Annotated in this window: 19 protein-coding genes; 10 read left to right on the top strand and 9 right to left on the bottom strand. The window is 71.9% G+C overall.

All coding sequences use genetic code 11. The features are described 5' to 3' along the window. Positions 1 to 6 precede the first annotated feature (6 nt). Positions 7 to 1,305, top strand: coding sequence for an MFS transporter (locus tag ABD268_RS05590; protein ID WP_344148840.1), 1,299 nt, complete (start codon positions 7 to 9; stop codon positions 1,303 to 1,305). Here ABD268_RS05590 and ABD268_RS05585 read toward each other — a convergent pair. Next, positions 1,286 to 1,480 (bottom strand): hypothetical protein, encoded by a 195-nt coding sequence (locus ABD268_RS05585; protein ID WP_344148837.1) that lies wholly within the window; start codon positions 1,478 to 1,480, stop codon positions 1,286 to 1,288. The genes ABD268_RS05590 and ABD268_RS05585 overlap by 20 nt on opposite strands. Positions 1,481 to 1,650: 170 nt before the next feature. Between ABD268_RS05585 and ABD268_RS05580 the strand changes: the two genes are divergently transcribed. The 3 genes from ABD268_RS05580 (at position 1,651) to ABD268_RS05570 (ending at position 4,089) form a co-directional block, all read left to right on the top strand. Beyond that, a complete protein-coding gene (locus ABD268_RS05580; RefSeq protein WP_344148834.1) occupies positions 1,651 to 2,151 on the top strand; it encodes a glutathione peroxidase in 501 nt (166 codons plus the stop codon). After that, positions 2,148 to 2,618, top strand: a complete 471-nt coding sequence (locus ABD268_RS05575; protein WP_344148831.1) for an SRPBCC family protein — start codon at positions 2,148 to 2,150, stop codon at positions 2,616 to 2,618. The genes ABD268_RS05580 and ABD268_RS05575 overlap by 4 nt, the downstream gene beginning before the upstream one ends. 91 nt (positions 2,619 to 2,709) lie before the next feature. Beyond that, the gene (locus ABD268_RS05570; protein WP_344148828.1) at positions 2,710 to 4,089 is read left to right on the top strand and encodes an NAD-dependent malic enzyme; all 1,380 of its coding nucleotides are present in this window, start codon (positions 2,710 to 2,712) and stop codon (positions 4,087 to 4,089) included. Positions 4,090 to 4,149: 60 nt separating this feature from the next. On the opposite strand, the gene ppgK is transcribed toward ABD268_RS05570, so the two are convergent. Continuing rightward, positions 4,150 to 4,911, bottom strand: coding sequence for a polyphosphate--glucose phosphotransferase (ppgK, locus tag ABD268_RS05565; protein ID WP_344148825.1), 762 nt, complete (start codon positions 4,909 to 4,911; stop codon positions 4,150 to 4,152). A 156-nt stretch (positions 4,912 to 5,067) separates the two neighbouring features. Here ppgK and ABD268_RS05560 point away from each other — a divergent pair, with 156 nt between their 5' ends. Next, on the top strand, positions 5,068 to 6,510 hold the full coding sequence (locus ABD268_RS05560) for a fatty acid desaturase (RefSeq protein WP_344148822.1): 1,443 nt from the start codon (positions 5,068 to 5,070) through the stop codon (positions 6,508 to 6,510). Beyond that, on the top strand, positions 6,510 to 6,701 hold the full coding sequence (locus tag ABD268_RS05555) for a ferredoxin (RefSeq protein WP_344148819.1): 192 nt from the start codon (positions 6,510 to 6,512) through the stop codon (positions 6,699 to 6,701). The genes ABD268_RS05560 and ABD268_RS05555 overlap by 1 nt, the downstream gene beginning before the upstream one ends. Positions 6,702 to 7,005: 304 nt before the next feature. Here ABD268_RS05555 and ABD268_RS05550 read toward each other — a convergent pair whose 3' ends face one another. Continuing rightward, positions 7,006 to 8,394, bottom strand: coding sequence for an HNH endonuclease signature motif containing protein (locus tag ABD268_RS05550; protein WP_344148816.1), 1,389 nt, complete (start codon positions 8,392 to 8,394; stop codon positions 7,006 to 7,008). Between the two features lie 269 nt (positions 8,395 to 8,663). Next, the gene (locus tag ABD268_RS05545; protein WP_344148813.1) at positions 8,664 to 9,173 is read right to left on the bottom strand and encodes a fasciclin domain-containing protein; all 510 of its coding nucleotides are present in this window, start codon (positions 9,171 to 9,173) and stop codon (positions 8,664 to 8,666) included. A 301-nt stretch (positions 9,174 to 9,474) separates the two neighbouring features. Here ABD268_RS05545 and ABD268_RS05540 point away from each other — a divergent pair, with 301 nt between their 5' ends. From ABD268_RS05540 to ABD268_RS05530, 3 genes are all read left to right on the top strand, one after another. Continuing rightward, positions 9,475 to 10,071, top strand: coding sequence for a TetR/AcrR family transcriptional regulator (locus ABD268_RS05540; protein ID WP_344148810.1), 597 nt, complete (start codon positions 9,475 to 9,477; stop codon positions 10,069 to 10,071). Then, entirely contained in the window at positions 10,068 to 11,468 is a 1,401-nt protein-coding gene (locus ABD268_RS05535; protein WP_344148807.1) for an MFS transporter, read from the top strand. The genes ABD268_RS05540 and ABD268_RS05535 overlap by 4 nt, the downstream gene beginning before the upstream one ends. 84 nt (positions 11,469 to 11,552) lie before the next feature. Beyond that, positions 11,553 to 12,410 (top strand): methylenetetrahydrofolate reductase, encoded by an 858-nt coding sequence (locus tag ABD268_RS05530; protein ID WP_344148804.1) that lies wholly within the window; start codon positions 11,553 to 11,555, stop codon positions 12,408 to 12,410. A gap of 7 nt (positions 12,411 to 12,417) precedes the next feature. On the opposite strand, the gene ABD268_RS05525 is transcribed toward ABD268_RS05530, so the two are convergent. From ABD268_RS05525 to ABD268_RS05505, 5 genes are read right to left on the bottom strand one after another with little or no spacing between them, the layout of a single operon-like run. Then, on the bottom strand, positions 12,418 to 13,083 hold the full coding sequence (locus ABD268_RS05525; protein ID WP_344148802.1) for a DUF1638 domain-containing protein: 666 nt from the start codon (positions 13,081 to 13,083) through the stop codon (positions 12,418 to 12,420). Continuing rightward, entirely contained in the window at positions 13,022 to 14,998 is a 1,977-nt protein-coding gene (locus ABD268_RS05520) for an ASKHA domain-containing protein (RefSeq protein ID WP_344148799.1), read from the bottom strand. Before ABD268_RS05520 ends, ABD268_RS05525 begins: the two co-directional genes overlap by 62 nt. Positions 14,999 to 15,011: 13 nt before the next feature. Next, a complete protein-coding gene (locus tag ABD268_RS05515) occupies positions 15,012 to 15,893 on the bottom strand; it encodes a dihydropteroate synthase (protein ID WP_344148796.1) in 882 nt (293 codons plus the stop codon). A gap of 49 nt (positions 15,894 to 15,942) precedes the next feature. Then, complete coding sequence (locus ABD268_RS05510; protein ID WP_344148793.1) at positions 15,943 to 16,608, bottom strand: corrinoid protein; 666 nt, start codon at positions 16,606 to 16,608, stop codon at positions 15,943 to 15,945. Next, positions 16,605 to 17,390, bottom strand: a complete 786-nt coding sequence (locus tag ABD268_RS05505; RefSeq protein ID WP_344148790.1) for an IclR family transcriptional regulator — start codon at positions 17,388 to 17,390, stop codon at positions 16,605 to 16,607. Before ABD268_RS05505 ends, ABD268_RS05510 begins: the two co-directional genes overlap by 4 nt. 138 nt (positions 17,391 to 17,528) lie before the next feature. Here ABD268_RS05505 and ABD268_RS05500 point away from each other — a divergent pair, with 138 nt between their 5' ends. Continuing rightward, complete coding sequence (locus ABD268_RS05500; protein WP_344148787.1) at positions 17,529 to 18,968, top strand: trimethylamine methyltransferase family protein; 1,440 nt, start codon at positions 17,529 to 17,531, stop codon at positions 18,966 to 18,968. Positions 18,969 to 18,978: the final 10 nt, after the last annotated feature.

The raw sequence follows: 18,978 nt of genomic DNA, 5'->3' as shown, positions 1-18,978 counted from the left end.
TGCCCGATGAAGACGACCCGGCAGCCGGTCCCGCAGCCGGCCCCGCAGCCGGCCGGGGTCCCCGCCTGGTCGGCGTGGCGCACGGTGGTCTGGTTCGGCATCGTCAGCCTGTCCGCCGACATGGTCTACGAGGGCGCCCGCGCGATCACCGGCCCCTACCTCGCGGCGCTCGGCGCCTCCGCGCTGGTGGTCGGCGTGGTGACCGGTGCCGGCGAGGCCGCCGCCCTGGTGCTGCGGCTGGTGTCCGGGCCGCTCGCCGACCGCAGCGGCGCCTACTGGCCGCTGACCATCGTGGGCTACGCGATGACTGCCGTGTGCGTGCCGCTGATGGCGGTGGCGCCGTTCCTCGGGGGTGCCGGGCTCGCCTTCGGGGCCACGATGGTGCTGCTGGAGCGGACCGGCAAGGCCGTCCGCAGCCCCTCCAAGTCGGCGCTGCTCGCGCACGCCGCGGCGTCGGTCGGTCGCGGCAAGGGCTTCGCGGTCCACAAGGCGCTGGACCAGGTCGGCGCGTTCGCCGGCCCGCTGCTGGTGGCCGGCGTCGTCGCGCTCACGACGCGGACCTGGGCCGGCCTGGCGGCGCTGGCGGTGCCGGGCGCGGTGGCGATGGTGCTGCTGTTCGTGCTCCGGCGCCGGGTCCCCGACATGCGCGTGTACGACGCGCCCGAGCCGCCGGCGACCCGGGTCGAGGCGGCCGACGCCCCGGCCGCGAGTGCCGCGACCACGGAGGGTGTGGCGGCGGACCGGCGGCTGCCGCGCGACTTCCACCTCTTCGCGGTCTCGTGCGCCGCGAGCACGCTGGGGCTGATGACCTTCGGGCTGATCGGCTTCCACCTCAGCGACGCCGGCCTCGTGCGCCCGGCCCTGGTGCCGGTGGTCTACGCGGTCGCGATGGCGGTCGAGGCGCTCTCCGCGCTCGCGACCGGGTTCGCCTACGACCGGGTGGGGGCGCGGGTGCTGCTGGTCCTGCCGTTCCTGGTGGCGCTGGTGCCGCTGCTGTCCCTGGCCGACCGGCTGGGCGTGGCCCTGGCCGGGGTGCTCGTGTGGGGCGCGGCCGTGGGCGTCCAGGACTCGACGGTCAAGGCGCTGGTGGCCGACCTGGTGCCCTCGTCGCGGCTCGCCACGGCGTACGGCGTGTTCGCGGCCTTCCAGGGCGCCGCCGCGCTGGCGGGGGGCCTGCTCGCGGGCGCCCTCTACAGCGGAGGCCGGCTGGACCTGGTGCTGGTGCTCGGGGCCTGCCAGGCCGCGTCGCTGGTGCTGCTCGTGGTGGTGCTCAGGCGGCGAGGGGTCAGGCAGCCAGTCGGCTGACGTCGGCCCCGTGGTCCGCCCCGCCACGCGAGGCGCGGCTCTCCATGGGGTCGGACTTCACGGGGACCGCGCGTCGGCTCGGTGCTCCGTAGGCGAGCAGGACCACGACCATCAGGATCGGGACGAGAAGCGTGAAGCTCATGGCACTTGCGGTGAACACGGCGACGAACGACATCTCTGCTCTGCTCCTCCGTTGTAGTGGAGCCGGCCTGGCTGGACGGTCGAGCCGGCTCCGCGTAACAGGAAGGTGCTCGAAATGCAGCAGCCTGAAACATCTTCCGGGCAATTTTCTTCCCGTGACCGTGGTCACGGACGACTGACCAGCCCTTTGCCACACTCGGGGACATGCCGACCCTCTCCGACTTCCAGGCGCGCAGCATCGACGGTGAGCAGGTCGACCTCGGGGACTACTCCGGTCAGGTCGTCCTGGTCGTCAACACCGCCTCCCAGTGCGGGTTCACGCCCCAGTACCAGGGCCTGCAGGGGCTCCACGACGCCCATGCCGACCGTGGCTTCAGGGTGCTGGGCTTCCCGTGCGACCAGTTTGGCGGCCAGGAGCCGGGCAGCGAGGCCGAGATCGCGGCGTTCTGCGAGCGCCGCTTCGGGGTGAGCTTCCCGCTCTTCGCCAAGGTCGAGGTGAACGGCGACGGTGCGCACCCGCTCTTCGCGTGGCTGCGCTCGGAGAAGGATGGCCTGCTCGGCAGCCGCATCAAGTGGAACTTCACCAAGTTCCTGGTCGACCACCGCGGCCGGGTGGTGAAGCGGTACGGGCCGACCACCGCGCCCGAGAAGATCGCCGCCGACATCGAGTCCGCGCTGGAGCGGACCGGCGAGGAGGCGGCATGAACCGCTTTGCTGCCCGCACCGAGGCCAAGGCCGTGGTGCGCGCCGGCCGCGACGAGATCTGGGAGGCGCTGACCGACCCCGCGCTGGTCGCCCGGATGACGCCGTTCGTCAAGAGCATCGAGGCCCGGGGCGAGCACTGGCTGTGGGAGATGACGGGCCTGGAGGTGCTGGGCGTCGGGATCGCCTCGGCGTTCACCGAACGGATGACCTTCACCGACCTCGAGCGCATCGAGTTCAAGCACGACCCGCCGGCCGGGACGCAGGAGCGGACCGGCGTGCACGGCTGGTACGACCTCTCCGACACCGAGGGAGGGACCCACCTGGCCACCAGCCTCGAGGTGGCCGTGGAGCTGCCGCTGCCCCGGGTCTCGTCCCCGGCCGTGACGACCGCGATGAAGGGCGTCATGGCGACGATGGGCCAGCGGTTCTCCCACAACCTGCTCGACCACCTCGGCGTCGCCCGCTGATCCCGGCGCGCGGGGCCGGCAGGTGCCGGTTTCGGTCGTTGCGGTCGTAGGTGACTTGAACGTAACCACCGGGTCGGAGGAAGGTTCGACCATGGCCGCCACCACCTCGTCGTACTCGATCACCATGCGCCTGCACACGGCGCCCGACCACGGGGTGGTGGGCGCGGTCGCCACGGCGATCGCCCAGGCGGGCGGCATCGTGACCGCCATCGACGTGGCGGAGTCGAGCCACGAGCGACTGGTGGTCGACGTGACCTGCTCGGCAAGCGACGCGAACCACGCCCACGAGCTCGAGACCGAGGTCGACAAGGTCGCGGGCGTGCACGTCTACAAGACCAGCGACCGGACCTTCCTGCTCCACCTCGGCGGCAAGATCGAGGTCTCCTCCAAGGTGCCCCTGCGCAACCGCGACGACCTCTCGATGGCCTACACCCCCGGCGTCGGCCGGGTGAGCATGGCGATCGCCGAGCACCCCGAGGACGTGTGGCGGCTGACCAGCAAGGGCAACACCGTGGCGGTCGTGACCGACGGCTCGGCGGTCCTCGGCCTCGGCAACATCGGCCCCGGCGCGGCGATGCCGGTGATGGAGGGCAAGGCGGCGCTGTTCAAGCGGTTCGCCGGCATCGACGCCTGGCCGATCTGCCTGGACACCCAGGACACCGACGAGATCGTCCGCGCGGTCGAGATGATCGCCCCCGGCTTCGGCGGCATCAACCTCGAGGACATCGCGGCGCCGCGGTGCTTCGAGATCGAGCGCCGGCTGCGCGAGAGCCTCGACATCCCCGTCTTCCACGACGACCAGCACGGCACCGCCATCGTGGTGCTGGCGGCGCTGACCAACGCGCTGCGCGTGGTGAAGAAGAACCTGCCCGAGGTCCGCGTCGTGGTGTCGGGCGGCGGTGCGGCCGGCACGGCCATCGTCACGCTGCTCCTCGCCGCGGGCGTCACCGACGTGGTGGTCGTCGACCGGGCCGGGGCCCTGTCCGCCGACGACGAGACGCTCGCCGGCGCCCACCGGCAGCTCGCCGAGGAGACCAACCCGCGCCGGGTCCGCGGGGACCTGCACAGCGTGCTCGACGGCGCCGACGTCTTCATCGGGGTCAGCGCGCCCGGGGTGCTCAAGGCCGAGTGGATCGCCGACATGGCCGACGACGCCGTCATCTTCGCGCTGGCGAACCCCGACCCGGAGGTCGACCCCGCCGAGGCGGAGAAGTACGCCGCGGTGGTGGCGAGCGGGCGCTCGGACTACCCCAACCAGATCAACAACGTGCTGGCCTTCCCGGGCGTCTTCCGCGGCCTGCTCGACGCTCGGGCGCACGAGATCACCGTGGAGATGCTGCTGCGCGCGGCCGAGGCGATCGCCCTGGTGGTCAAGGACGACGAGCTGAACCCGAACTTCATCATCCCGACCGTCTTCCACCCCGACGTGCCGAAGGCGGTCGCCGCCGCCATCCGGGGCACCACCGAGTGAGCCGCGGCGCCGCCCGGCCAGCGTGGGCTGGATCGGGGGCGGCGTCGTGGGCCGGGGGGCTCAGGCCGTCCCGGACTCCTCCGCGGCGTAGAGGGCGGCGCCGACCACCCCGGCCTTGTTGAGCAGGGTGGCGGGCACGATCTCGGTGTCGAGGTCGAGCAGCGGCAGGAAGTGCTCGGCCTTCTTGCTCACGCCGCCGCCCACCACGAAGAGCTCGGGGGAGAAGAGCCTCTCCAGGGTGCGGTAGTACGTCGTGAGGCGCTTGGCCCACTTCTCCCAGGACAGGTCCTCGGCCTCCCGGACGCTGTTGGCGGCCCGGGTCTCGGCGCCCTTGCCGTCGATCTCGAGGTGGCCGAGCTCGGAGTTCGGCACCAGCACCCCGTCGTACACCATCGCCGAGCCGATGCCCGTGCCCAGCGTGGTGACGATGACCAGGCCGTTGCGGCCCCTCGCCGCGCCGTACCGCACCTCGGCCAGGCCGGCCGCGTCCGCGTCGTTGACCACGTGCACGTCGCGCCCGGTCGCCTTCGTGAAGAGGGCGTCGGCGTCGGTCCCGATCCAGGAGCGGTCGATGTTGGCGGCCGTGTGCACCACGCCGTGGTGGACCACGCCGGGCACGGTCACCCCGACCGGGCCGTGGCAGTCGGGGAACCGCGTCAGCAGCTCCACGAAGACGGCCGCCACCGCGTCCGGGCTCGAGGGGCGCGGGGTCGGGACCCGCTCGCGCTCGGCCGCGAGATCGCCGGCCTCGATGTCCACGGGGGCGCCCTTGATGCCGCTGCCGCCGAAGTCGATGCCCACCGGGTGGTCGTTGGTCGTCATCGTCCCAATCTCACGGGTCGGAGGGGACCAAGGCAACTGGCGCCGTCCGTGACGGTCCACTGAGGTTTACATCCCAACACCTCTTGTCAACGAGGTTTACAAACCCTATGGTCGTGTAAACCCAAGCACTGACGGCTCGGCAGGAAGGTCCCCGCGATGACTCCGACGGCTCCGGTCGCGAACAGCACGGTCCCGAGTGGATCCACCGAGAGCTGGAAGGACAAGAAGCGCTACCTGTGGCTGATCGGCCTGGTGGTGCCCTCGCTGGCCTTCATCGGCTACGGGATGTGGACGCTGACCGGGTGGGGCGTCTGGTTCTGGATCGGCCCGATCGTGATCCTCGTGGTCGTCCCGGCCATCGACCTGGTCGTCGGGCTGGACCGCTCCAACCCGCCCGACGACGTGATCGAGGCGCTCGAGAAGGACCGGTACTACCGGTGGATCACCTACCTCTTCCTGCCGATCCAGTACGCCGGGTTCGTCGGCGCCATGTACCTCATCGCCGGCGGTGCGGACCTCTCCACGCTGGACAAGGTCGGCCTGGCCGTGTCGATCGGCTGCATCGGCGGGATCGGCATCAACACCGCCCACGAGCTCGGCCACAAGAAGGAGAGCCACGAGCGGTGGCTGTCCAAGATCGCGCTGGCCCAGAGCTTCTACGGCCACTTCTACATCGAGCACAACCGAGGCCACCACGTCCGCGTCGCCACCCCCGAGGACCCGGCCAGCAGCCGGGTCGGCGAGAGCTTCTACCAGTTCTGGCCGCGCACCGTGGGCGGGTCGCTGCGCAGCGCGTGGAGGCTCGAGAAGCGTCGCTACGCGCGCAGGAAGCAGCACCCCTTCCGGCTCGGCAACGACGTGCTGAACGCGTGGCTGATGTCGGCGGTGCTGTGGGGTGCGCTGGTCGCCTGGCTGGGCGCCGGGATCCTGCCCTTCCTGGTCGTCCAGGCGATCGTGGGCTTCTCGCTGCTCGAGGTCGTCAACTACATGGAGCATTACGGGATGCTGCGGCAGAAGGTCGGCGTCGGCGAGCGTCAGCGCTACGAGCGGGTCGACCCCTCGCACTCGTGGAACTCCAACAACATCGCCACCAACGTGCTGCTCTACCACCTGCAGCGGCACAGCGACCACCACGCCAACCCCACCCGGCGCTACCAGACGCTGCGCGACTTCGAGGAGTCGCCGGTGCTGCCGACCGGGTACGCCGGGATGATCGTGCTCGCGACCGTGCCCGCGGTCTGGCGCCGGGTGATGGACCCGCGCGTGCTCGCGCACTTCGACGGCGACCTGCGCCGCGCCAACCTGAGCCCGCGCAAGCGGGACAAGATCCTCGCGAAGTACCCCCCGCCGAGCGAGGCCACCGACGCCGGACCCGGTCGCCGTGACGGCTCCGGCGTCGGCACGGCGCCGGCCGAGGTGATGGCCGCGCGCTGCCCCGGGTGCGGCTACGTGTACGACGTGAACGCCGGCGACGAGCACGAGGGCTTCGCTGCCGGCACGGCCTGGGCCGACATCCCGGAGACCTGGTGCTGCCCGGACTGCGGCGTGCGCGAGAAGGTCGACTTCGTCCCGCTCGAGCTCGAGCGGGGCGCCGCCTGATGCGGATCGTGGTGGACCGTGACCGGTGCGAGGGCCTCGGGATGTGCGAGGCCATGGCGCATGAGTTCTTCGAGCTCGACGATGACGACGTGATGCACGTGCTCGAACCCGCGCCGGGCGCGGAGCACCGATCCCAGGTGGTGGCGGCAGTGGCTTCTTGTCCGGTGCAGGCGCTTGGTTTGGAGGGTTAGTTCTGCCGGCGGTGGCCGGATTCACCGGCGGTGGCCGGGCTGTCTTTCGGCTGTGTCCGGCTGTGCCCTGTCGGGGAGCCCGCCCGCTCCCGTAGGGCGCCGTCGCTTGCTTCGCCTTTGGCGCCGCATCGCTGTTCTGCTGTGGTTGCGCGCCTGGGCGGCGCCTTCGGCTCGCTTTTACGCTCCTTGCGCCCTGCGGGCGCGGACGGGCTCCCCGGCGCGGCTCGCGTCCTTCGCCTGTTCTCGCTGGTGGTGGTTCGTTCTCTTGGTCGTTCCGCACCTTGGCGTTGCCGACCCTGGGCGTTCACTCGCGGCGGGGTCTGCTTCGGATCCAGTCCGGGGGTGGGTGCCCGCGTTTGGGTGGGGGCCGGAACTCGGGTCGGCCGTCGTGGGGGTTGAGGCGGACCTGCCAGGGGGTGTGGTGGATGACCCGGTGGTGCTGGCCGCAGAGGAGGACGAGGTTTTCGAGGTTGGTGTGGCCGCCGTCGGCCCAGTGGGTGATGTGGTGGGCGTGGCACATGAGCGGGGGGCGGGTGCAGCCGGGGAAGGCGCAGTGTCGGTCCCGGCAGACCACGGCCCGCCAGATCGCTGGGGTGACCAGCCGGCAGGTGCGGCCGACGTCGAGGACCTCGCCCTTGCCGCCGAGGGCGATGGGGATGATGTCGGCGTCGCAGGCGAGCCGGCGGATCACCGACGGAGCCAGCTCGAGCCCGTCGTCGGTGACCGCACCCAGGGGCGCGGCGGTGCTGGCGCCAGTGGTGCTGGTGGTGGTGCCGAGGGTGGCCCAGTCGATCTGCTGGCGCAGCACGTCGAGGCTGGTGGTGACGGTGACCCGGGGTCTGGCGCCGTGGCAGTCCGGGGGGAGGTCGGTGTCCAGGGCGTGCTGGGCGGTGGCCACCAGCGCGTCCCACATGCGGGCGCCGTGGTCGCGGGGGTCGGTGAGGGCCGCGCAGTCGGGATCTTCGGGGTTGCCGGGGTTGTCGGGGTCGACGGCGGGTTCGGGCTTGGTCAGCGGCAGGAACGCGGCCTTGAGGATGGCGGCGTCCTCGACGGTGCCGCGGCCGCGGAGCCGGACGCCGCCGGCGCCGTCCTCGGTGATGGAGAGGTGTCGGTGCAGGTGCGCGGCCCGGTCCTCGCGGTCCAGGGCCTTCTCGGCGTCGCGTTCGGCCTTCTCCGGGTCGACCACCAGCACCAGGCGCTTGGCGGCATGGTGCAGCTCGGTGGCGGTGAGCCGGGACGCCGCCTCGAGCAGCAGCTGTTCGCCCTCCGCCCGGACCGCCGGGTTGAGGGGGAGCTTCTCGACCGCGGCGACGATGATCGCGGCCTGCTCCGGGGAGACCCGCCCGGCCAGCAGCGCGGCATGGGTGGCGGTCCGCTCGCCGACCAGGAGCGGGGCCTGCTCGACGGCGCGGTGCCCCTGACCCCGCTTCATCCCGGCCAGGTGGGTGAACCAGCCGGCCGTCGAGGACCAGGCCAGCTCCTGCTTCGGGACCTTCCGGGCCTCGATCTCGGCCAGCATCGAGGCCTCCAGGCCGGCCAGGTGCGCCCGGAGCGTCTCGGCCTCGGCGACCGCCTCGACCAGCTCCTCCGACGTCTTGGCCGCCCACAGCGCCTCGTCCAGGCAGGCCAGCCGACCGTTCACGTCCGCGACCACCCCCGCGGGGGTGGTGGGGAGATCGGTGGGCTGCTCCATGTCCTGACTCAACCAGAGCCCACCGACAGTCCCGGGCCCGCTGGCCTGCGCATATCTCATCTGGTGAGACGCTATACGAAGACACTTTCGAGAGCATTTTCTGACGGGCACCGACCGCGAGCCGGGATCCGGCCGCAACCACGAGGAGACCCCCGCCGTAGCCAGCCAAGACCGCAACCAGAGCAGACCCGCCAGCCGGGCACCTGGCCGGAAACCTCACGCGCAACAGACGCAAGGGCCTCCGACACGACGCCTGACGAACGAGGGAATCAGTCAGGACTGATGATCCAGGCGATGCCGTGCGCGATCTGGCGGTTGCCCTTGTTGATGTTCGCCACGGCATGGAACACCCGCGAGTTCGGGGAGTCGGGGTTGTGGTCGTGGAGCATCACGTTGCCGCTCGTGATGCGGACCCTCACCGAACCACCCTGCATGGTCGTCAGGTTGATCGGTGCCGCGTTCCGGAGCTGCTTGTAGGTGAGGGTCTTGCCGCGGACCAGGTGGTAGAGCAGGACCCGCTCGGTGCCCTCGAGGCCGGCGGTCTTCCAGATCCCGCGGAAGACCGCGCGCTCGGAGCCGTACGGCTGATCGTTGATGTCGGAGATCGAGCGCCGCATCGCCCCGTCGGTGGGCAGGAACGCCGTCAGGCGGCGCGAGCCGTCGGCGAGGATCGCCAGCTTGCTGTCCGGCTTGCCGGCCAGGATCCGGGTCACGAGCTTGTCGACGACGTCGAAGTCGCGGGGGTTCTTGTCGAAGTGGTGGCCGTCGGCGGCCAGCACCGTGGCCAAGCTCTGGGTGCCGAGGCCGGCGCGCTCGGGTGCGGCCGGTGCCGGTCCCGAGGTGGAGACCAGGGCCGCGCCGGTGAGGGCCAGGGCCGCGGCGGTGGCGGTGGCGAGTCGTCATGAGTTTCCTCCGTGGGAAGCGGCCGCGGGACGCGGGCGTCGTACCAGGGTCTCCGTCTCCACCTTCAGCACCGCCCGTGTCGTCGGGCAGGGCCCAACTGCCCGTGTCGTCGGGCCCCGCGCCCGTCCCGGACGTTCCGCGACCCGCGTCCGCCCCGGGTGTTCCTAGACTGGCCCCGTGACCAGCGCCCCGCAGCGAACCGCCCCCGTGGCGCCCACCATGCGCGACCGCATCGTCGTGGCGGCGGTCGGCCTCACCAGCGAGGTGGGCTGGGCCCGGGTCACGATGGCCACGATCGCGGACCGGGTCGGGGTGAGCCGGCAGACCGTCTACAACGAGGTCGGGACCAAGCCCGGGCTCGCCGAGGCGATGATCCTGCACGAGCTGGACCGGTTCCTCGGCGTCGTGAGCCTGGCCTTCGACGCCCACCCCGGCGACCTGGTCTCCGCGATCCGGGAGGCGTCGCGCGGGGTGCTCACGCTCGCCCAGGACAACCAGCTGCTGCACGCGGTGGTCTCCGCCACCCACGGTGCCGACACTGAGCTGCTGCCGCTGCTCACCACCCACGCGGAGTCGTTGCTGGCCGCGGCCAAGATCGTCGTCGCCGACCGGATCGAGTCCTACGAGCTGCTGCTGGACGACGACCACCTCGAGGCGGCGATCGACATGGTCGTGCGGGTGGTGCTCAGCCACGTCATGCAACCGTCGGGCCCGCCGGAGCGCACGGCCGACGACATCGCCTGGATCTCGGCGCGGGTGCTGCGCAGCCCGTGAGCGAGGTCGCCGGCTGCGCGCAGGTCCGACTGGGCTCGCCGGTCGGCCGCGCGGTGATCACGGCCGCCGTGCTCGGCTCCGGGATGACGCTGCTCGACGGCACGGTCGTCAACGTCGCCCTGCGCACGATCGGCCGGGACCTCGACGCGAGCCTGGCCCAGCTCCAGTGGATCACCAACGGCTACCTGCTCTCGCTGGCCAGCCTGATCCTGCTCGGCGGGTCCCTGGGTGACCGCTTCGGCCGGCGGCGGGTCTTCGTCATCGGCACGGTCTGGTTCGCGGTCGCCTCGCTGGCCTGCGGCCTGGCTCCCACGCCCGTGGTGCTGATCGTCGCCCGCGTGCTGCAGGGGGTCGGGGCCGCGCTGCTCACCCCGGGGAGCCTGGCCATGATCCAGGGGACCTTCCACCGTGACGACCGGGCGCAGGCGATCGGGTCGTGGTCCGGCCTCGGCAGCATCGCCGCCGCCCTCGGACCGTTCGTCGGCGGCGGCCTGGTGCAGTACGCCAGCTGGCGCTGGATCTTCCTGATCAACCTGCCGGTGGCGGTCGTGGCGGTCGTCGTGGCCCAGCGCCGGGTGCCCGACACCCGGGACCCCGAGGCGCCGGACGAGTTCGACGTCACCGGCGCCCTGCTGGCGACGCTGGCGCTGGGCGGCACGACGTACGCGCTCATCGAGTGGGGAGGCCCGGTGGCGCCCTGGGCCGCGGTGCTGGCGGCGCTGGCCGGGCTGGGGTTCTGGTGGGTCGAGCGCACCAGCCGGCACCCGATGCTCGAGCTGGGCATCTTCGCCGACCGCAACTTCAGTGCCGCGAACGCGATGACGCTGCTGGTGTACGCCGCGCTCGGCGCGGTCCTCTTCTTCCTGGTGCTGCAGCTGCAGACGGTCGGCGGCTACGGCCCGCTGCGTGCCGGCATCGCCACCCTGCCGATCACCCTCTGCATGCTCTTCCTGGCCGCCCGTGGCGGCGCCCTCGCCGCGCGGATCGGGCCGCGGCTGCCGATGACGGTGGGTCCGCTGGTGATGGCGGGCGGCACGCTGCTGCTGCTCCGGGCCGGCCCCGGCGTCAACTACTGGACCGACGTGCTGCCGGGGCTCACCGTCTTCGGGCTGGGGCTGGCGCTGATGGTCGCGCCGCTGACCGCCACCGTGCTGGCCTCCGCGCCCGACGAGCACGCCGGGATCGCGAGCGGGGTCAACAACGCGGTCGCCCGGTCCGGCTCGCTGCTCGCGGTGGCGGCACTGCCGGTGGCGGTCGGGCTCAGCGGCGCCGAGTACGCCGACCCGGTCGCCTTCGACGCGGCGTACCGCTCCGCGGCCATGGTCTGCGCGGCGCTCCTCGCCTTCGGCGGGGCGCTCTCCTGGGTGACGATCCGCAACCCCAGCGGTCGCGGCTGACCGGGTCGGGAGGACCCTGTACCGCAGCCGGACGCACGGTTAGCATGAGTCCCACTCGGTGCGCATCACGAGACGGAGTGCATCATGCGCAACAAGGACGTCGCGCGGACCATGGTTCGGCTGCTCGAGCAGGCCCGGTACGAGGTGCTGCCCACGCCCACCACCGAGGACAAGGTGCTCGAGCACCTGCCCCGGGACCGCACGGTCACGGTGACCGCCTCGCCGAGCAAGGGCCTCGAGGCGACCCTGGACCTCGTCGAGCGGCTCACCGGGCACGGCTTCGTCGCGGTCCCGCACCTCGCGGCCCGGATGATCAGCGGGCGGACCGAGCTCGCCGAGATCGCCGACCGGCTGACCGGCAAGGGGATCACCCGGATCTTCGTGCCCGGCGGCGACTCCGAGCCCGTCGGCGACTACCCCGACGCGCTGGCGCTGCTCGAGGACCTCGCGGCGCTGGGCCACCCGTTCGGCCACGTCGGCATCACCGGCTATCCGGAGTCGCACCCGACCATCCACGACGACCTGACCGTCCAGTCGATGTGGGACAAGCGCAGGTACGCCACCCACATCGTCAGCAACCTGACCTTCGACCCCGCCGTGGTGTCCTCCTGGGTACGCCGGCTCCGCTCCCGCGGCGTCAGGATGCCGCTGCTGCTGGGCATCCCGGGGCCGGTCGAGCGCGCCAAGCTGCTGGCCATGGCGACCCGGATCGGCGTGGGGGAGTCGACCCGGTTCCTGGTCAAGCACAAGGGCACTTTCGCCCGGCTGGCCGCGCCCGGCGGCTACACCGGCGAGCGGTTCCTGGAGAAGTGCGCGCCGGCGCTCGGCGAGCCGGACGCCCTGGTCGAGGGGCTGCACGTCTTCACGTTCAACCAGATCGTGGAGACCGAGGCGTGGCGCAACGACCTGCTGGTGCAGCTGCACAACCGGCTCGGAGGCTAGGGCACGCCTAGGGCCCGGCGCCGACCAGCGTCGCGAGCGCGGCCTCGAGCCGGCGGTCCCCGGTCTCGACGACGGTCAGCGGCAGCCCGATCCGCGCGGCGGCCTGCTCGGCGAGCTCGCGCAGGTCGTCGTCGGGGCGCTGCGCCAGCCAGACCACCCGCGAGTAGTGGCCGAAGTAGGCCTCGCGCAGCTCCGGCCACCGGTCCAGCCCGAGCTCCTGCAGCACCGTGCGCGCGAAGGACCGCACCAGGAAGTCGGTGAGCAGGTAGGTGCCGGGCTGGTCGTCGAAGAGGCGCTCGACGCGCGACTCCCCGGCGTACAGGTCGTAGCAGTGCAGCCCCGGCAGCCGCCGCAGTCCGAGCTCGCGGCACACCTCGTCGAGGGCGCCGTAGGTCCCGCAGTCGGCGTACCCGACGACGACCTCGTCGTACGACGCCGCCAGCTCCTCGGCCAGGGCCCGGACCTCACCGGCGATCTTCTGGGGCTGGTTGTGCAGCAGCGGCGGCAGCGGGTGGACGTCGACGGGCCAGCCGTGCCGCTCCACGACCGCGGCGGCGGGCTGGGCGATCGCTCCGCAGGCGATCAGCGCCGTACGCCGTGCGGCCGGGGGCTCAGAACGAGAGCTGCTCGACGAACCGGTCGTTGAAGTCCGTGCGGTCGGAGAGCTCGACATAGGTCACCTCCTCGAGCAGCGTCCGGGCGCCGGCCCGCTCCCGCACCGAGAGCAGCGCCATCTTGGCGCCCTCGCCGGCGACGTTGCCGGCCGAGACGATGCGCAGCACCGGCAGCTTCGGCACCAGCCCGATCCGGATCGCCGAGGCCGGCGAGAGGTAGCTGCCGAACGAGCCGGCGAGCAGCACCTGCTGCACGTCGCGGTGCTCGAGCCCGAGCTCCTCCAGCAGCAGCGTCCAGCCGGTCGAGATCGCCGCCTTGGCGAACTGCAGCTCCCGCACGTCGCGCTGGGAGAGGACGACGCACTCGTCGGTCTTGGAGTCGGGGTGCGGGCGGAAGAGCACGAAGACGCGCTCCTCACCGATCTTGGTCAGCCGGTCCGCCAGTGCGGGTGCGATCTCGGCCGCCCGCTCCTCCGGCACGAACCGGCCCGAGGCGTCCAGCAGCCCCACCCTGACCAGCTCCGAGACCGCGTCGACCAGCCCGGAGCCGCACAGGCCGCGTGGCTCGGCGTCGCCGATCACCGACAGCACGACCGGTTCGTCGCCGTCGGGCACCAGCTTCACGACCTCGACGGCGCCGTCGGCGGCGCGCATGCCGCACCGGATCGCACCGCCCTCGAACGCCGGGCCGGCCGGCGCGGCGGTGGACAGGATCCGCTCTCCGTCGCTCAGCACGATCTCGCAGTTGGTGCCGACGTCGATGAAGAGCCGGGTCCGCTTGTCGCGGTCCATGCCGGTGGCGAGCATGCCGGCGACGATGTCGCCGCCGACGTAGGCGCCGAGGGCGGGGAAGAGGTAGGCGCGGGCCCGCGGGTGCAGCGACAGCCCGAGGTCGGAGGCCAGCACCGCGGGCGGCTGCGGGGTCGACATCACGAACGGCGCCACCCCCAGGGGCTCGGGGTCGATGCCGAGCGCGAGCGCGGTCATCGTCGCGTTGCCGGCCAGCGCCACCTCGTGCACCTCTGCCGGGTCGACGCCGGCCTCGTCGCACACGTGCGCGGCGAGCTCGGCCAGGGTCTCGCCGGCGGCGGCCCGCAGCCGGTCGAGCGCCCGCGGGTCGAGCATCGTGGCGCTGATCCGGGTGATCACGTCGCCGCCGAAGGGCTGCTGGCGGTTGAGCATCGAGGCCACCGCGAGCGGGGTGCCGGTGGTGACGTCGAGCAGGGTCGCGACCACGGTCGTGGTCCCGAGGTCGAAGGCGATCGCGTGGCGCCGGCCGGTGGTGTCACCCGGCTCCACGTCGACCAGCGTCTCGTCGACGATCACCGCGGTCACCTTGAAGTCGGCCTCGCGCAGCACCCGGGGCAGCCGGCGCAGCACGTGCAGGTCGGGGGTCGGGGCCAGGTCGTCGATCGCGGCGAGCAGCCGGTCGAGGTCGGTGCGCTGGTCGGCCAGGGTCGGCTCGTCGAGCTCGACGTACCGCTTTTGCAGGGCCGGTCGCAGGATCACCTGCCGGCCGACCCCGACGGTGGCGGCCTTGGGGCGCGTGGTCAACGGCGGTACGTCGACCCTCAGGTCGCGGGTCGCCTGGACCAGGCAGGCCAGCCGCCACCCGTCGTCGAGCTGCTCGCGGGTGAAGGTCCGCAGGTCGTGGCGCGAGACCGGGCTCGGCCCCTCGATCCGGACCCGGCACTTGTGGCAGGTGCCGTGGCCGCCGCAGGTGGAGTCGATGGCGATGCCGTTCCACGACGCGGAGTCGAAGACCGTGACGCCGGGCGGCACCCGCACCGAGCGCTCGGTCGCCGGCGCGTCGCCGCCGGTCTCGACGGTGAACGAGAGCTCGACCCGGCCGGTGCCGTCGTGCGGGACCGCCTCGGTGCCGGGCGGCTCGAGCAGCCCCTCCCGGCGGACCTCGTCGATGAAGAAGTCGCCGCCCGGGAGCTCCGTGGGGTCGTGGGTCGCTCGATCGGTCACGTGCGGGGCTCGCTCACGCCGTCGCTGCCTGCTTCTTGCGGTGGGCCGCGATCCAGGCCATGCCCCACTCGTCGTGGTCGAGCAGCAGGTCCGCGGCCTTGACCGCGTCGACGATCTGCGGGGTCCGGGCGTCCATGATCGCGCTGGTCAGCCCCGCGTGCATCGCCATCGGCAGGAACGCCGCGCCCAGGGTGTGGCGGTCGGGCATGCCGAAGGAGACGTTGGAGGCGCCGAGCGTCATGTTGAGCCCGAAGTCGTGCCGGATCCGCGAGATCGTCTCCAGGGTGGTGCGCACCACCGACGTGTCCGCGCCGATCGGCATGGCCAGCGGGTCGATGACGATGTCGGCGGCGGCGATGCCGTACTCCTCGGTCGCGACGCGGACGATCTTGGCGGTCAGCTCGAGCCGCTTGTCGGCCTCCATCGGGATCTCGTCGTGATCGTTGGGCAGCGCGATGATCGCGGCGTCGTACTTCTTGACCAGCGGGAGGATCGCGGCCATCCGGTCGTCCTCGGCGGTGATGGAGTTGACCAGTGCGCGGCCCCGGTACGCCGCCAGCCCGGCCTCGAGCGCCTCGACCACCGAGGAGTCGATGCAGATCGGGGCGTCGGTCAGCTCCTGCACCAGGTGGATCGCCCGCGACAGCAGGTCGGGCTCGTCGGTGAGCGGGACGCCCATGTTCACGTCGAGGACGTCGGCGCCCCCGGCGACCTGGGCGTGCACGTCGCGCTCGATCGCGGACAGGTCGCCCGCGCGCAGCTGCTCCTGGAAGATCTTCCGGCCGGTGGGGTTGATCCGCTCGCCGATCAGGCAGAACCGCCGGCCGTGGCCGAGCACGACCTCCTTGGTGGCGGAGCGGAGCACGGTCTCCTTCGGCTCGGCCGGGCCCCTCATGCGGGGTCCCCGCGGAAGTGCGAGCGCAGCGAGCAGTTTCGTGGGGTGCTCATGCGGGGACCTTGGCGCGGCGGTCGTCGAGCAGGGCCTTGGCGCGCTTGACGGTGGCCGAGGCGTCCGCGGCGTACCCGTCCGCGCCGACCGCGTCGGCGTACTCCTGGGTGACGGGAGCGCCGCCGACCATGACGATGACCGTGTCGCGGATGCCGGCCTTCTCGAGGGCGTTCATGTTCGCCTTGAACATCGGCATCGTGGTGGTGAGGAACGCCGAGAAGCCGACGATGTCGGGCTGGTGCTCCTCGATCGCCGCGACGAACTTCTCCGGGGCCACCTGGACGCCGAGGTCGATCACCTCGAAGCCGGCGCCCTCGAGCATGATGTTCACGAGGTTCTTGCCGATGTCGTGGACGTCGCCCTTGACGGTGCCCATCAGGAACTTGCCGATGGTCTGCACGCCGGTCTCCGCCAGCAGCGGCCGCAGCCGCTCCATGGCCCCGGCCATCGCGCGACCGGCGATGAGCATCTCCGGCACGAAGAAGTCGCCGCGCTCGAACCGGGCGCCGACCTCCTCGAGGGAGGGGATCAGCGCGTCGAACAGCAGGGTCTGCGGCTCCATGCCGAGCCCGAGCCCGTCGTTGGTGAGCTCGAGGACCCGGGGGGCGTTGCCCACCAGGGTCTCGTCGTAGAGGCCCTGCAGGATTTCCTCTGGAGTCATGCCACGCCCTCCTTGCGTGTCCGGCCGCGCAGCAGCGTGGAGAGCTGCGCGGCATGTTCGAGGAGCTGTCGGCCGAGCTCGTCGAGCCGGCCCTCCATCCGTGGGGTGGGCCCCGAGACGCCCAGGGCCGCGACCAGCTGGCCGCGGTGGTCGTAGACCGGTACGGCGACGCCGCTGAGCCCGACCTCGAGCTCGTCGGCGGTGACCGCCCAGCCGCGGCGGCGGGTCCGCTCGCCGTCGCGTCGCAGGTCGTCGGGGTCCGACAGGGTGACCTCGGTCGGGCGCTCCAGCGGTCCCTCGGGGATCGGCAGCGCCCCGTAGGCGAGGAACACCTTGCCCAGCGCCGAGCAGTGCACGGGCACGTCGACCTCGGTCCAGTCGCGGCTGCCGAGCATGTAGCGCGAGTCCACCTGGACGACCTGGACGACCCGGTCGCCGCGGGCGACGCTCAGGTGGACCGTCTCGTGGGTGTCCTCGCCGATCTCCTCGAGGGTCGGCCGGGCCAGGCGGACCAGCTCCTCCCACGGGTCGTGCCGCGCGGCGTACAGCCAGAACAGCCGGCCGGCGACGTACGAGCCGGACTCGTTGCGCTCCAGCAGCCCGGTGCGCTCGAGCGCGGAGAGCATCCGCGAGGTCGTCGACTTGGCCAGCCCGCACTCCTCCTGCAGGTCGGCGAAGGTGAGCGGCTCGTCGGCGCCCACCACCGTGGACACCAGCAGCGCCGCGCGGTCGACGGCCTGGGTGCCGGTCCCCGTGCCGTTGCTGGTCGCGCTCTCGCTCAACGTCTCGACTCCTGGTTCGGGATTTCCCTCATGTGGTTCCACATCATGGAACCAAAGTCCCACATGATGAGGCTAGGATCGCGACAAGGGTGCGGTCAAGGGACGCGCCCACCCGGAATCGCCGCCGCAGGAGGTTCGATGTTCCGCAATCGCATGCCGCGCTACGAGGTCCTCTCCGAGGAGGCGATGGCCACCCTGGACGGGGGCTGGCGCCGGCTCGTCACCGAGATCGGCGTCGAGTTCTTGGACAGCCGTGCGCTGGACCTGTTCCGCGAGGCCGGCCAGAAGGTCGAGGACAACACCGTCTTCCTCGACCCGGACTTCGTCCTGGAGCAGGTCGCGAAGGCGCCGCGCGAGTTCGACGTCCAGGCCCGCAACCACGAGCACGACGTGCACATCGGTGGCGACGCGATGGCGTTCGGGGCGGTCTACGGTCCGCCGTTCGTCCGGGAGGGCGACGTACGCCGGGACGGCACCATGGACGACTTCCGCAACTTCAGCCGGCTGGCGCAGACCTTCGGCGCGCTCGACTCGGCCGGTGGCGTGGTCACCGAGCCCAACGACACCCCGCTGGACAGCCGCCACCTCGACATGACCTATGCCCTGCAGACGCTGACCGACAAGGTCTACATGGGCAACGTCGTGTCCGGGGTGAACGCCCGCGACACCCTGGCGATGACCGGGATCCTCTTCGGGTCCCGCGAGGCGATCGAGCAGACGCCGGCCACCATCTCGCTGATCAACTGCAACTCCCCGCTGCGCTGGGACGACCGGATGCTGGAGGCGCAGTTCGAGTACTCCGCGGCCAACCAGCCGGTGGTACTCACGCCGTTCATCCTGATGGGCGCGATGTCGCCGGTGACGATCCCGGCGGCGCTGGTGCAGCAGATGGCCGAGGCGCTGTCGGGGATCGCGCTCTCGCAGCTGATCCGCCCCGGGGCGCCGGTGATCTTCGGGTCGTTCCTGTCCAACATCGACATGCAGTCGGGCTCGCCGACCTTCGGCACGCCGGAGTCGGGGCTGGGCCTGCTCTGCACCGGCCAGATCGCCCGGCACTTCGGGCTGCCGTTCCGCACCGGTGGCGGGATGACCTCCTCGCAGGTGCCCGACGCGCAGGCCGGCTACGAGGCGCTGATGACGCTGCTCCCGACGTTCCTGGCCGGCGCCAACTGGGTGATGCACTCGGCCGGCTGGCTCGAGGGCGGCCTGGTCGCGGGCTACGAGAAGTTCATCATCGACGTCGAGCTGGTGCAGATGCTGCAGCACGAGTTCACCCCGCTGGAGATCGACGAGGCGTCGATGGCCTTCGACGCCCACCAGGAGGTCGGGCACGGCGGCCACTTCCTCGGCGCCATGCACACGATGGAGCGGTTCCGGACCTGCTTCTACAGGCCGATGCTGTCGTCTTCGGAGAACTACGAGCGCTGGATGCGCAACGGTGCCAAGGACACCGCCGCCCGCGCCGGCGAGATCTACCGCAAGAAGCTCGAGGAGTACGAGCAGCCGCCGCTCGACGACGCGATCCGCCAGGAGCTGGAGGAGTACGTCGTCCGCCGCCGGGCCGAACTGGGAGACTGATGCCCGTGCC

It is taken from the genome of Nocardioides koreensis (genome assembly GCF_039531775.1).
In the GTDB taxonomy this organism is placed as follows: Bacteria; Actinomycetota; Actinomycetes; order Propionibacteriales; family Nocardioidaceae; genus Nocardioides; species Nocardioides koreensis.
This window is presented reverse-complemented; position numbering and strand designations above follow the sequence as displayed.

What these genes read in the sequence shown, in the direction of transcription:
- ABD268_RS05580 (WP_344148834.1), top strand. Translation starts at nt 1,651, where the DNA reads ATGCCGACCCTCTCCGACTTCCAGGCGCGCAGCATCGACGGTGAGCAG.
- ABD268_RS05500 (WP_344148787.1), top strand. Translation starts at nt 17,529, where the DNA reads ATGTTCCGCAATCGCATGCCGCGCTACGAGGTCCTCTCCGAGGAGGCG.
- ABD268_RS05510 (WP_344148793.1), bottom strand. Translation starts at nt 16,608, where the DNA reads ATGACTCCAGAGGAAATCCTGCAGGGCCTCTACGACGAGACCCTGGTG.
- ABD268_RS05585 (WP_344148837.1), bottom strand. Translation starts at nt 1,480, where the DNA reads ATGTCGTTCGTCGCCGTGTTCACCGCAAGTGCCATGAGCTTCACGCTT.
- ABD268_RS05515 (WP_344148796.1), bottom strand. Translation starts at nt 15,893, where the DNA reads ATGAGGGGCCCGGCCGAGCCGAAGGAGACCGTGCTCCGCTCCGCCACC.
- ABD268_RS05590 (WP_344148840.1), top strand. Translation starts at nt 7, where the DNA reads ATGAAGACGACCCGGCAGCCGGTCCCGCAGCCGGCCCCGCAGCCGGCC.
- ABD268_RS05575 (WP_344148831.1), top strand. Translation starts at nt 2,148, where the DNA reads ATGAACCGCTTTGCTGCCCGCACCGAGGCCAAGGCCGTGGTGCGCGCC.
- ABD268_RS05570 (WP_344148828.1), top strand. Translation starts at nt 2,710, where the DNA reads ATGGCCGCCACCACCTCGTCGTACTCGATCACCATGCGCCTGCACACG.
- ABD268_RS05560 (WP_344148822.1), top strand. Translation starts at nt 5,068, where the DNA reads ATGACTCCGACGGCTCCGGTCGCGAACAGCACGGTCCCGAGTGGATCC.
- ABD268_RS05530 (WP_344148804.1), top strand. Translation starts at nt 11,553, where the DNA reads ATGCGCAACAAGGACGTCGCGCGGACCATGGTTCGGCTGCTCGAGCAG.
- ppgK (WP_344148825.1), bottom strand. Translation starts at nt 4,911, where the DNA reads ATGACGACCAACGACCACCCGGTGGGCATCGACTTCGGCGGCAGCGGC.
- ABD268_RS05550 (WP_344148816.1), bottom strand. Translation starts at nt 8,394, where the DNA reads ATGGAGCAGCCCACCGATCTCCCCACCACCCCCGCGGGGGTGGTCGCG.
- ABD268_RS05555 (WP_344148819.1), top strand. Translation starts at nt 6,510, where the DNA reads ATGCGGATCGTGGTGGACCGTGACCGGTGCGAGGGCCTCGGGATGTGC.
- ABD268_RS05525 (WP_344148802.1), bottom strand. Translation starts at nt 13,083, where the DNA reads ATGTCGAGCTCTCCGACCGCACGGACTTCAACGACCGGTTCGTCGAGC.